Annotated in this window: 6 protein-coding genes; 4 read left to right on the forward strand and 2 right to left on the reverse strand. The window is 70.4% G+C overall.

All coding sequences use genetic code 11. The features are described 5' to 3' along the window. The first annotated feature begins 77 nt into the window (after positions 1-77). The 3 genes from CSW64_RS16380 (at position 78) to CSW64_RS16390 (ending at position 2568) form a co-directional block, all read left to right on the forward strand. The gene (locus tag CSW64_RS16380) at positions 78-1229 is read left to right on the forward strand and encodes an acyltransferase family protein (protein WP_099623106.1); all 1152 of its coding nucleotides are present in this window, start codon (positions 78-80) and stop codon (positions 1227-1229) included. Positions 1230-1263: 34 nt separating this feature from the next. Further along, the gene (locus tag CSW64_RS16385; RefSeq protein ID WP_099623107.1) at positions 1264-1722 is read left to right on the forward strand and encodes a DUF411 domain-containing protein; all 459 of its coding nucleotides are present in this window, start codon (positions 1264-1266) and stop codon (positions 1720-1722) included. A 78-nt stretch (positions 1723-1800) separates the two neighbouring features. Beyond that, the gene (locus CSW64_RS16390) at positions 1801-2568 is read left to right on the forward strand and encodes a DUF6065 family protein (protein WP_099623108.1); all 768 of its coding nucleotides are present in this window, start codon (positions 1801-1803) and stop codon (positions 2566-2568) included. Positions 2569-2571: 3 nt separating this feature from the next. Here CSW64_RS16390 and CSW64_RS16395 read toward each other — a convergent pair whose 3' ends face one another. Both CSW64_RS16395 and CSW64_RS22415 read right to left on the reverse strand, forming a co-directional pair. Continuing rightward, positions 2572-3180 (reverse strand): helix-turn-helix transcriptional regulator, encoded by a 609-nt coding sequence (locus tag CSW64_RS16395; RefSeq protein ID WP_245863735.1) that lies wholly within the window; start codon positions 3178-3180, stop codon positions 2572-2574. Between the two features lie 398 nt (positions 3181-3578). Then, a complete protein-coding gene (locus CSW64_RS22415) occupies positions 3579-10904 on the reverse strand; it encodes a putative Ig domain-containing protein (RefSeq protein WP_216361192.1) in 7326 nt (2441 codons plus the stop codon). Positions 10905-11319: 415 nt separating this feature from the next. Here CSW64_RS22415 and CSW64_RS16405 point away from each other — a divergent pair, with 415 nt between their 5' ends. Further along, positions 11320-13023 carry a ShlB/FhaC/HecB family hemolysin secretion/activation protein gene (locus tag CSW64_RS16405; RefSeq protein WP_245863736.1) on the forward strand — a complete coding sequence of 568 codons (1704 nt, stop codon included), beginning with the start codon at positions 11320-11322 and terminating at the stop codon, positions 13021-13023. Positions 13024-13036 lie beyond the last annotated feature (13 nt).

Below are 13036 nucleotides of genomic sequence, written 5' to 3' on the forward strand. Positions count from 1 at the left end.
CGCCACGTCGGGGCACAACCCTCAAGTGAGGGAAGGTTGCTGATCGGCGCGTACTCCTATCGAACGGGGGACGCGCCTTGAGATCCGATCCGAACGCAACACAGCCGTCCGACCTGCCGGCCCTGACCACGATCCGTTTCGTCCTGGCCGCGGGCGTGGTGCTGTTCCACTACCAGCTCCAGTGGCCCTGGGACACGCTGTCCGCCACGGGCCTGATCGAGCGGGCGAGGCTGGGGGTGGATATCTTCTTCATCCTCTCCGGCTTCGTTCTGACCCACGCCTACCGCGCGGCCCTGGCCGAGGGGCGGTTCCACTACGGCCGCTTCATGGCCGCTCGATTCGCGCGGATCTATCCGGCGCACCTCGCGGTTCTCGCCTTCGTCCTGGCCATGGTGATCGTGGCCGTTCTGATCGGCGCCGAGTTCGACGACCGGAACTTCACCGGGATCGGTCTGGGGGCCACCCTGCTGCTGGTCCATGCCTGGTTCCCGGCGGTCTACGACGCGGACTGGAACGGACCCTCCTGGTCGCTGTCGGCGGAGTGGTTCGCCTACCTGGCCTTCCCGGCCTATGCCTGGATCGGCCTGAAGCTGCGCGACCGACCGTGGCTGGTCCTCGGCCTCGCGGCCGGCCTCTTCGCCGGCTGCGACCTCGCCTATCAGCAGCTCTTCGGCCAGACCGTGGTTCACGCCGAGAACAACATGGGCGTTCTGCGGATCCTGCCCGAGTTCCTGTACGGCGTCGGCCTCTATCGGCTGTTCGAACGGCTCAAACCCTCGCGCCCTGTCGCGATCGCCGCCGCGCTGGGACTGTCCATGCTCATGCTGGCGCTGATGCATGTCCGGGCGGATGATCGGCTGATCGTCGTCATCGCCGGCCCGTTCGTGCTCGCCCTGGCCCTGCTGGCCAAGGCCGGCGCCGACAAGGGCCTCGCCAGGCCGTGGATGCTGCTCGGCGGCGAGGCTTCCTACGCCCTGTACCTGATCCACATGCCGATCCTGATCGGCTGGAAGGGGGTGAACGCGCTGCTGACCGACCGCCCCAGCGACTACGTGCTGGCCGTCTGGGAAATTCCGCTGCTGCTGGCGATCAGCCTCCTGGCCGCCGTCGCGCTGCACCGTCATATTGAGGCCCCCGCCCGGGTCTACCTCCGCCGCCAGGCCAACCGGCTCTGGCCGACGACGGCCAAGACCCCCATGAGTCCCGGTTCACAGCCGCCGGACGTCTAAGCCCCCGATAGCGTTCCACCGTCAGGAGTTTCCCATGTCCGTCCTTCATCGCCGCGCCCTCGTCCTGGGCCTTTCGGCCGCCGCCCTGGGCGGCGCGGCCGCAGCGGCGGACGCGCGCGACATCACCGTCTACAAGACGCCCTGGTGCGGCTGCTGCAAAGGCTGGATCGCCCATCTGCGCAAGGCCGGCTTCCGCGCCAAGGTGGTCGAGGTCGAGGACCTGGCCCCGATCCGCAACAAGCACGGCGTGCCTTTCGAGCTATCGTCCTGCCACACCGGCGTGATCGCCGGCTATGTCGTCGAAGGCCACGTCCCGCCCGCAGACGTGGTTCGGCTGGTGCGGGAAAAGCCGAAAGCGCTCGGCATCACCGTCCCCGGCATGCCGATCGGCTCTCCCGGCATGGAGGCGCCCGACGGCCGCAAGGAGGCCTACCAGACCCTTCTTCTGCTCGATCGGAAGGGGCGCACGAAGGTCTTCGCCCAGCACGGCTGACGCCTCGGACAACGTCCTATCTGACCGATCCGCTCTGGCGTAGTCTTCCGCGCTTCGGTCAAGGGGGACGCACCGACGATGAACGACGCCGAGACGCCGGCCGACGGCCTGACGGAGCTGACCGCCTTCGTGTTGGACGGCTACGCCTTGGACATCCGGCCGGCGCCGCTGGAGCGTCCGTGGATGGACGCCAGTCCACAGCGGTTCGCCTATCGCTGCCTGCCCCTGAACATCGCCAACGCCCACGGCTGGGAGATACTCTGCCCGACCGCTTTCGAGGCGATCTGGGATGGCCGGGTAGAGCGCGAAGGAGTCGAGGTTCGCGTCCCCGAAGGTGTCGCTCCGCCGGCCGTCGGTCATTTCGGCTCGGGCGTGCTGACCTTCCACCTGCCCTGCCTGTTCCGCACCGACCCGGGCGTCGACCTGTTCGTCACCGGGCCGCTCAATCGACCGAAGGATGGCATCGGCCCGCTCAGCGGCGTGGTCGAGACCGACTGGTCGCCCTACACCTTCACGATGAACTGGCTCTTCACCCGCGCCGACCACCGCGTCCGGTTCGAGAAGGGCGAGCCCTTCTGCCACGTGTTTCCGGTCCGGCGCGGACAGCTCGACGGCCTGGCGCCGAGGCTGCGCCCGCTGGCCTCGGAGCCAGACCTCATGCGCGAGCACACGGAATGGTCCGACAGCCGCCTGACCTTCAACACCGATCTGGAACAGCCGGACTCCCCGGCCGCGAAGGAAGGATGGCAGAAGGCCTATTTCCGCGGCGCCACGCCGTCGGGCGCCGCCGCGCCGCGCGACCATCGCAGCAAGCTGCGTCTGAAACCGTTCGCCATCGAGGACTAGCGCCTAGTCGAGCATGTCGACCGACGACAGGACCGAGACCAGTTCGGCCTGTCGATGGACGCCGACCTTGACCATCGCCGAGGCGACCTGCACCCGCAGGGTGTTGATGCTGACCTGACGCTCGGCGGCGATCTCGGCCGTGTCCAGGCCCTGGACGACCCGGGCGACGATCTCGGCCTCGGCCGGCGAGAAGTGGAACAGCTGCCGCGCCCGCTCGGCGACGCGCGGCGAGGCGCGGCCCACCTCGCGGATGGTCACGAGCACGGCCCGCTCTCCCGTCAGGGCCGGCGCCGGCTCGATCAGGATGACCAGGGGCTTGGCGCTGCGCGATCGACGCAGCAACGCCGCGTCCGAGCGCCCGGTTTCGGCCGCCGCGGCGATCCGGCGGCGCAGGGTTTCGCTTTCGAAGCCGATCTCGGCGGCCAGGCGCCCGGCCTCGTCCAGGACGCCGTCGCCGACGTCCAGATAGAGCCGCGCCTGCTCGTTGGCGGACAGAATCCGCGCCGCCTCGTCCACCACCACCACCCCGAAGGTCAGGCGGTTGAGAACAGCGTTGGCGACGTCGCTGCTGAAGGGCGTGGGGTCGGTCTTCGTCTCTACGGCTTCGATCATGCCGGCTTGCCTCATGCGAGCACCCGCTCCAGCCGAGCCCCCCTTGCCCGACTTCTTTGTGTGATGTCCGACGAACCGACTGAGAACTGACGCTCTGTCCGCAGAGCAAGCCGCGAACGAGAACGAACGCCGACCCGGAGACTTAGGTATTAGGCAGACACGCGACGCGATGAACGTACCGAAACTACGGTACTCATATGCCTATATTGATAATCGCTACGCAGGATAGCGAAGACATAGTGTCGCACCCGGGTCTGCGGATTTAACCTGGAGCAAAAGTCACGCTCCAGATCTATCGGAAACTTCTCGCGATGGTTGAAAATCGGCCCTCCAACAGGCTCTGAACCTGTTGGAGGGTCATCTTCCGTCTACCGGCGGTCGCCGGGGCCGCTTCTGGGTTAGAAGTCGGTCTCCAGGCGCAGTCTCACGGTCCCGCTGGTCTGGTCGCCGGAGAGCATGCCCTCGTAGTCGAGGCCGAAGCGGGCTCCGCTCTTGCGGAGCAGGTCCAGGCCCAGCCCGTAGAGCATCCGGTTGCGATCCAGCGGGCTGGCGTCGAGGCTGTAGACCTTGCCGTCCAACCAGTCGGCGTAGCGGATCTGCTGGGAGCCGGAGCCCTGCAGATCGTAGGCGTACTCGATCCGGAAGCTGGGGATCGCCCGCCCGAACCGGGTCTTCAGGGCATACTCGCCCCTCAGGCCGATCGCGCCGGTCACGGTGTTGGTCGTCTGCTCCTCATAGGCCAGGGCGAAGGCGCCGCCGCCGGTCTCGGTGAAGGCGCCCAGGGTCGAGCGGCTCGCCTCGATCCGGCCGTAGGGCGACAGCTTCAGGCCGTGCGGATGGCGATAGTCCCATCCGGCCGTGACCGCCCCGAACCACTGATCCCCGTCCCTCTGGCCGTAGGCGAACTGGCCGTTGGCCGTCACATACCGCTTGGAGTCGAAGTCCAGCTTGCCGTAGCCCAGCACCAGGTCGACGTAGGCCTTCTCCACCGGCTGGAAGCTGCCGTACACCGACAGGCTCCAGGCGTCCGCCTCGCTGCGGGTGCCGTGGTCCCCGATCTTGCTGGTGTCGGTCGCCCAGCCCACGCCCACGCCCAGCACCAGCTTCTCGCTCAGCCGCCGGTCGACCCCGATGGTCAGGCCGTCGGTGCTGAACTTGAAGCCCTCGCGGTCGCGGCCGTCGTCGGTCCGGCCGAAGGTCGCCGCGCCGGACGCCCAGACCCCCCAGGGGCCCGAGCCGCCGCCCGCGCCGCCGCCCGCGCCGGAGGTGCGAACGTCTTCCGCGCGCCGTTGCGGCTCGCTCGGCTGGTCGAAGCCCAGCAGGTCGCGGCCGGTCAGAGCGCCGGTCACGCCCAGTCGATCCTGCATGCGGCGCAGTTCGCTCGGGTCGTTGGCCAGGCCGCCGGAGAGGCCGCTGCCGCCGAAGTTGAGGCTCAGGCTGCTCGAGAAGCCGCCCCCGCCTTCACCCCCGCCGTGCAGCTGTTCCAGACGGCGGTTGAAGTTGCCGATCTGGGCCGAAGCGAACCGGCGCGCCGTCTCGCCCTGGGCCGCGATCAGCCCGGTCACTTCCGCGTCCTGGGCCGGGTCCGGACGGGCCTTGACCGTGATCGTCACCTTGCCCGGGACGCTCGTCGCAAAGGCGTTGCTCAGGGTGTAGAGCACCACCGCGTCGCCGGTGAAGGCGTTGTCCGGCTTGAAGGCCAGGTCGTACAGCTGCTGACCGCCCGCGACACGGCCCGTGATCGTGGCCGTCCCGGCGCTGGCCGGACTGACCGAGACCACCGCCGCCCCCGTGAACGGAGCCCCGAAGGCGCCCTGGGTCAGCTCCACGGTCGCCGTCTGGCCGGCCATGATCGTGGCCGTCTTGTCCGGACCGGGAACCACCGCCGGGTTGACGGTGATCGTCACCGTCGCCGGGGCCGAGACCCCGCCGGGGTTGGTCACCGTGTAGGTGAAGCTGTCCGGACCGGCGTAGGCGCCGTTGGCCGTGTAGGTGATGGTCAGGCCGTTGGCGACCGCCGTCCCATGGCTCGGCGGCGTCGCCACCTGGGCCGCGATCAGGTCCAGGCCCGTCGCCCCCTGGGCCGCGTCGATGGTCACGCTCTGACCGCCGATCACCGCCACCGTCTTGGGTTGGACCGTCGCCGCCGGCGTGCCGACCGCCAGGGTATAGGCCGCCGACTGGCTGAAGCCGTAGGCGTCCGTCGCCGTCACCGTGAAGCTGTTGCCTCCCGCCGTCGTCGGCGTGCCCGAGAGCACGCCCGCCGTGGTCAGGGTCAGCCCCGCCGGCAGGGTTCCGGCCGTGACCGTATAGCCGTACGGCGCCGCCCCGCCAGACGCCGTGATCGTCTGGCTGTAGGCCACCGTCCGCAGACCGCCCGGCAGCGCCCCCGCCGCCGGCGTCAGCGCGATCGTCGGCGCCGCGATCTCAAGGCTGTAGGCCCTGGTCCCCGTCGCGCCGTAGACGTCCGTCGCCTTGACCGTGAAGGCGAAGCTGCCCGCCTGGGTCGGCGTGCCCGACACCGCTCCGCCGGCCGACAGGGTCACCCCGGCCGGCAGGGTCCCGCTGTCCAGGGCGAAGCCGTAGGGCGCGGCGCCGGCCGAAGCCGTCAGCGTCGCCGTATAGGCCGCCAGCGCCGTCCCCGTCGCCGGCGTCAGATCGTTCAGCGCCAGAACCGGCGGCGTCACCGTCACCGTCACCGTGGCCGGGGCCGAGGTCCCGCCCAGGTTGGTCGCCGTGTAGGTGAAGCTGTCCGTTCCCGAGTAGCCCGCCGTCGGGGTGTAGACCAGGTTCAGGCCCGACGCCGACGCCGTCCCGTGGGCCGGCGCAGCGTCGACCGCCACGCTGACCGTCGGCGGACCGCCCAGAACCGGCGTCACGGCGTTGGCCCCGCTGTTGGCCGCCACGGTCAGGGAGACGGGACCGGCCGTCGGCGGATTCGGCACGCCCACCACCAGGCTGTAGGGGGTGTCGATGCTGAACGGTCCGCCGCCTGTCGTACTGTCCGTCGCCCGGACCGTGATGTTGAACGTCCCCACCACCGTCGGCGCGCCCGAGAGCAGGCCGCTGGGGCTCAGGGTCACCCCCGTCGGCAGAGAACCAGACGCCAGGCTGTAACTGTAGGGCGCCGTGCCGCCCGCAGCGGTGATCGACTGGCTGTAGGCGTCATGCTGCACGCCCGCCGGCAGCGTCGTCGGGTTCATGCTGATCGATGGAGCGCCGATGCTCCAGCTGTAGGCTTGCGAGCCGGTGTACGGCGCGCCGGTCCCGGTCGAGGAGTCGGTCGCCGTGATCGTGACGTTGAACGACCCCGCCTCCGTTGGCGTACCCGAGAGCACCCCGCCAGGCGACAGCGTCACCCCCGCCGGCAGGGCCCCGGCGGTCACCGCATAGGCGTAGCCGCTGGTGCCGCCGGTCGCGACGATCGTCTGGTTGACGCTTGCGCCCACCACCGCCGGGACCAGGGTCGTCGGCGACAGGCTGATCGTCGGGGCGTCCACCGTGATGCTGTAGGCGGACGAGCCTGTGAACGGCGCGCCTACGCCCGTCGAGCTGTCGGTGGCGGTGATGGTGAAGTTGTAGGTCCCGCCGCCTGTCGGCGTGCCGGTGATGTCGCCGCTCGTCGACAGGGCCAGGCCCGGCGGCAACGAACCGGCGGTGATCGCATAGCCGTACGACGCCGTGCCCCCCGTGGCAGAGATCGTCTGGCTGTAACTCGCCGCGATCGCCCCGTTCGCCAGGCTTCCTGGGCTGAGCGAGATCGTCGCCGCGCCGATGTTCCAGCTGTAGGCCTGCGAGCCGGTGAACGGCGCGCCGGTCCCGGTCGAGGAGTCGGTCGCCGTGATCGTGACGTTGAACGATCCCGCCTCCGTCGGCGTGCCCGAGAGCAGGCCGCTGGGGCTCAGGGTCACCCCCGCCGGCAGAGCGCCGGCGGTCACTGCATAGGCGTAGCCGCTGGTGCCGCCGGTCGCGACAATCGTCTGGCTGACGCTTGCGCCCACCGCCGCCGGGGCCAGGGTCGTCGGCGACAGGCTGATCGTCGGGGCGTCTACGGTGATGCTGTAGGCGGACGAGCCCGTGTAGGGGGCGCCGGCGCCGGTCGAGCTGTCGGTGGCGGTGACGGTGAAGTTGTAGGTCCCGCCGCCGGTCGGCGTGCCGGTGATGTCGCCGCTCGTCGACAGGGCCAGGCCCGGCGGCAGGCTACCGGCCGTGACGGCGTAGCTGTATGGCGCCGTGCCGCCCGAGGCCGACACCGACTGGTTGTAGCTCGCGGCGATCGCCCCGTTCGCCAAGCTGCCCGGGGTGAGGGAGATCGACGGCGCGCCGATGTTCAGGGTGTAGTTCTGGATCGCCGAATAGGTCCCGCCGGTCGTGGAGTCCGTGACCCGCACGGCGATCGGGAAGGAACCGCCTTCCGTCGGCGTGCCCGAGATGAGGCCCGCGCCGTCGATCGTCACGCCCGCCGGCAGGGTTCCGCTGTCCAGGGCGAAGCTGTAGGGCGCCGTGCCGTTGCTGGCGGCCAGGGCCTCGCTGTAGGCCAGCCCGACGGAGCCGGACGACAGGATCGGCGGCGACACCGTGATCGCCGGGGCGGTCACCGTGATGCTGTAGCTGGCCGAGCCGGTGTAGGCGTTGCCGCTGCTGTCCGTGCCGGTGACGGTGAAGTTGTAGGTCCCGGTCGCGGTCGGGGTTCCCGAGATCACGCCGCCCGACAGAGCCAGCCCCGGCGGCGGGGCGCCGGCGGTGACGGCGAAGGTGACCGGCGCGAAACCGCCGTTGCTGGTGATGGTCTGGCCATAGGCGGCGCCGGCCGGCCCTCCGGGCAGCGCGCCCGAGGCCGGCGACAGGACGATGGTCGGCGCGTCGATGGTCAGCGTGGCCGAGGCGGTCGAGGTGTAGGACCCGTTGCCGCCCGAGCTGTCGGTCACCGTCACCACCACCGTGGCGTTGGTCGCCGTCGTCGGCGTGCCCGAGATCACCCCCGAGCTGTCCATCGTCAGGCCCGCCGGCAGGCCGGTGGCCGAGAAGTTGTTGAACGGCGCATGGCCGCCCGAGATCGCGACGACCGAAGCGCCGCTGTTGTAGGCTTGGCCGACCGTGCCCGTGGCCGCCGGCAGGGTCGCCGAGAACACCGGATCGTTCACCGTCACGAACACCTGCGCCACATTGGAGGTGCCGCCGGCGTTGGTCGCGACGTAGTTGAAGGTGTCGGTCCCACGGAAGCCGAGCGGCGGGGTGTAGCTCATCAGGCCGGCGCTATCGACGCTGACCGTCCCCCCGTAGGACGAAGCGCCCACCTGGAAGCCGGTCGGGCTCTCCGTGGCGTGCGGGAGGGCGCTGAAGGTCGTCGCCGTCGCCGAACCGCTGTTGTAGGTCAGCCCGCTGATGGAGAAGGACGAGACCACCGGCGCCGGCGGCAGGCTCACCATCAGGGTCGCCGTGATGTTGGCGTTGTACGGCCCCGCCCCCAGCGAGCTGTCGGTGACGTTGGCCGTCACCGTGAAGGTTCCGTTGACCGCAGGGGTGCCGCTGATGACGCCCCCGGCCGCGCTCAGCCCCGACGGCAGGCCGCTGATGCTGTTGATCGTGTAGCTCGCCCGGCCGCCCGAGACCGTCACCGGCGTCGCGCCGGCGTTGTAGGGCCGCTCCACCGTCGCCGTGCTCGACGGCAGGGTCAGCGAGAGGGTCGGGTTGCCGATCGTGACGGTGACCGTCGCCGGCGCGGACGTGCCGCCGAGGTTGGTCGCCGTGTAGGTGAAGGCGTCGTTGGCGTTGCGATAGCCGACCGGCGGCGTATAGGTGGCGATGCCCGAGCTGTTCACCGTAACCGACCCGCCCTGGGCGGTCGTGGCCGAACCGACCGCGTAGCTGGTCGGCGCGTCGCCGCCCGTCAGATAGAGGCTGAGGTCGATGTTGGTCGTCGCGTTCGCGCCGTCGTTATAGGCGACGATCGAGCCATAGGTCTGCGAGCTCGCCACGGGCGGCGCAACGAAGGTGTATTGGTCGTTCGCGCTGGTGGCGCTGGTCCCGCCGACGGTCGTCACGCGGACATTGATCACGCCCGACGCGTGCGGCGGCGTCGTGGCGGTGATCTGGGTGGGGCCGTTGATCGTGTACCCGGTCGCCGCCGTGCCGCCGAAGGTCACCGCCGTGGCGTTTGACAGGTTCGTGCCGGTGATCACCACCGTCGTCCCGCCGGCCGTCGACCCGGCCGTTGGCGAGACCGCGGTCACCGTCGGCGTCGGAACGTAGGTGAACTCGTCCTGCGCGCTGGTGGCGCTGGTTCCGCCCGGCGTAGTGACGGTGATGTCGTAGGTGCCGGCCATGTTGGCGGGCGAGGTCGCGGTGATCTGGGTGTTGCTGTTGATCGTGTAGCTGGCGTTCGACGCGCCGAACTTCACCGCGCCGGTCCCCGGCGCGGCCGAGAAGCCCGTGCCGGTGATCACCACCGTCGTCCCGCCGGCCGTCGGACCGGAGGTCGGCGTGATCGAGCTCACCGTCGGCGCCGCGACGTAGGTGTAGAAGTCGTTCACGCTGGTGGCGCTGGTTCCGCCGACCGTCGTGACGCGAACGTCCACCGTACCGGCGGCGCCCGCCGGCGCGGTCGCCGTGATCTGGGTGGGGCCGTTCACCGTGTACCCAGTCGCCGCCGTGCCGCCGAACGTCACCGCCGTCGCGCCCGACAGGTTCGCGCCGGTGATGATCACCGTCGCGCCGCCGCCCGTCGGCCCCGCCGATGGCGACACCGCGGTCACCGTCGGCGCCGAGACGTAGGTGTACTGGTCGGCCGCGGTGGTCGCGCTGGTCCCGCCCGGCGTGGTCACGGTGACGTCGTAGGTCCCGGCGCTGTTGGCGGGCGCCGTCGCGTTGATCTGGGTGGCGCTGATGAACGTAAAGCCCATGGCCGGCGCGGCGCCGAACGTCACCGCGCTGACGCCGGTAAAGTTCGTGCCGGTGATGACCACGGTGTTGCCGCCGCCCGTCGGCCCGTTCGTCGGCGACAGGCCCGTGACGGTCGGCGGCGCCGCGCTATAGGTGAACTGGTCCGCCGCGACGACGGCGCTGGTTCCGGCGGCGGTGGTGACCCTCACGTCCACGGTCCCCGTCCCGGCGGGGCTGGTCGCGGTGATCTGGGTGGGGCCATCGACCGTGAAGCTCTGGGCGGACACGCCGCCGAAGGTCACCGCAGTGGCGCCGGTGAAGCTCGTGCCCGTGATGACGACGGCGGTCCCGCCCGCGCCGGATCCGGACGCGGGGCTGATCCCCGTGACCGTGGGCGGCGCGGCCAGCACGTTCACGGTGACGGTGATGACGCGGGTGTTGTTGTTGTTGTCGATCGTGAAGCTGTCGGTCCCGGAGAAACTGTGCGACGGCGGCAGGTAGCGCACCTCATTGCTCGTTATACGCACCAGCCAGCCGCCCTGCGCCGTGGCGCCCGCCACGGGCAGGTCATTCGTGGCCGTGGGCGTCGCGCCCACGAGCGGCCGGATGGAGAGGCTGGGGAGGCCGTTGCACCCCCCTGTCGTCGCCGAGACGTTGTCTCGGGTCAGCACTCCGACGAGCGCGTAGCTGTTCGGATCGCTGGACGTACCCTGGGGATTGACGAAGGTCAGTCCGGCGATGTCGTTCGAGTCGATCGCGCAGGGGAAGGTCGCGGCGCCGGCCGGCGAGGCCGCCCCGATCATGATCAGCAGGCTGAACGCCGCGATCAAAAGGGTCGCCAAGCCTGCGGACGAGCGCCCGAACAGGCATCCGACGGAGTCGCCGAACCCGCGCACGGCCCGAAGCATGCCAATCATATCGCTATCCCCGCCCACGCCCATAGGCGCGCCCAATCCAGCGCCAGGAGCACAAATCCCCCAACGTACCCAACAGTAACTAACGATGTTCAGCGAGCGGAGAAACCCCCATATGGGGGTTGCGCGGCATCAGGTCGCGGCGCGCCGGAGACCGGCGCCGGACGCGCATTCCCGCACGGCGAGCCCTCCCTCGCTGAGTGACGACTCGCGATGATCCCGCCACGTCGTCTCAGACTCGAACAACTCCCAAATGGGAGTTACAAACCACCGGTCCGCGAATTAAAGCTCCCCTAGACCCTGGGATGGGGCCCTGTCCCGGGAGCTTTTGGGGGTCGCTGAGTTGACATCGCTCTATATCCGCAGCGCCGCGGCGACCGCGTGCGCTCTCGCTTCCGTGGCGCTGACGACGCCCGTCTTCGCGCAGGTCGCCCTGCCCTCCCGCGAGGAGCTGGACCCGGCGCGGGCCGCGCCGATCCCCGCGGCGCCGCGCGGCGACATGTTCGACGCCGTCGAGCGGACGCCCTGTCCCTTCACCGGCAGCGATCTGAAGTTCACGCTGCGCAGCGTCGAGGTTCGCGGCGCCGCCGACGGCGCCCTGGCCCTGTCGCCGGACGACCTGTCGCCCGCCTATGCGCGCGAGATCGGAACCGAGGTCCCGGTGGCCGCCGTCTGCGAGATCCGCGATCGGGTCGCGGCCCTGTACCTGCGGCGCGGCGTCCTGGCCTCCGTCAGCATCCCCGAGCAGCGCATCAACGAGGGCCGGCTGGTCCTGCAGGTGGTCGAGGCGCGGATCGCGTCGGTCTCGTACCACGGCGACGCCGGCCCGGCGCAAAAGCAGGTCGCGCGCTACCTCGACCAACTCAAGGGCATGGCGCCGTTCGACCTCGACGTCGCCCAGCGCTACCTGCTGCTCGCCAGCGACATTCCCGGCGTCAGCGTCCAGGCGACGCTGAAGCCCGCCCCCGGGGCCGGCCCCGGCGCGGTGACCCTGGACATCGCCGTCTCCCGCGATGCGGCGAACGGATCCGTTCAGGTCCAGAACTACGGCTCCAAGACCATCGGCCGGGCGCTGGGCCTGGCCCGCGCCGACTTCAACAGCTTCACCCCGCTCGGCGAGCGCACCAGCGTCATCGTCTACTGGACCCTCGACAGCGACGAGCAGCGGGTGATCCAGGCCACGGAGAGCTTCAAGCTCGGCGGCAGCGGCCTGGCCATGGACCTGTCGGCCTCCTGGGCCTGGACCCGTCCAGGCGACGCCGTCGCCCCGCTGAAGCTCGAGGGCGAGAGCTTCGCCGGTTCGGCCCGGCTGACCTATCCGATCGTCCGCCATCGGCGGCGCAACGTGAACCTGGGCGTCGGCCTGGACTGGATCGACCAGAAGGTCGAGTTCGGCGGCGGGATCGCCACCCTGACCGAAGACCACCTGCGGATCTTCTTCGCCAAGCTGGACGGCCACTGGGCGCCCCGCGCCCTCGCCGACCGCAACGGCGCCTTCACCGGCTCGTTCGAGGTCCGCCGCGGCACCACCGGCCTCGACGCCTCCCGCTATGGCTCGTTCACGGCCTCGCGCTTCCGGGGTCGTCCCGACTCCCTGGTCTGGCGCGCCGAGGCCCAGGGCGGCGGACGCATCGTCGGGCCGGTGCTGGCCACCGCGGCCCTGTCCTGGCAATTCACCAACGACCCGCTGCTCTCCTACGAGGAGTTCTCGGTCGGCAACCTGTCCGTCGGACGCGGCTACGATCCCTCCGCCGCCTCGGGCGACCGGGCCGTCGCCGCCTCGGTCGAGCTGACCACCGTCCCCTTCCCGCTGTTCGACGGCCGCGCCGCCTGGCGGCCCTACGCCTTCTACGACGCCGCCAAGCTGACCAACATCGGCCCGGGCGCCGGCAAGGTCAGCCTGACCTCGGCCGGCGTCGGCGTCCGCGCCCAGATCACCCCTCGCGTCAATCTCGATCTGGCCTGGGCCAAGCCGTTCGACGACCCCTTCGGCAAGGACAAGGCGCCGCCGTCGCGCCTCCTCGTCTCGCTCTCCGCCCTGTTCTGACCCCCGGCGCCGC

Origin of the sequence: Caulobacter mirabilis (genome assembly GCF_002749615.1) — a bacterium.
Classification (GTDB): Bacteria; Pseudomonadota; Alphaproteobacteria; order Caulobacterales; family Caulobacteraceae; genus Caulobacter; species Caulobacter mirabilis.

What these genes read in the sequence shown, in the direction of transcription:
- CSW64_RS16390 (WP_099623108.1), top strand. Translation starts at nt 1,801, where the DNA reads ATGAACGACGCCGAGACGCCGGCCGACGGCCTGACGGAGCTGACCGCC.
- CSW64_RS16395 (WP_245863735.1), bottom strand. Translation starts at nt 3,180, where the DNA reads ATGATCGAAGCCGTAGAGACGAAGACCGACCCCACGCCCTTCAGCAGC.
- CSW64_RS16385 (WP_099623107.1), top strand. Translation starts at nt 1,264, where the DNA reads ATGTCCGTCCTTCATCGCCGCGCCCTCGTCCTGGGCCTTTCGGCCGCC.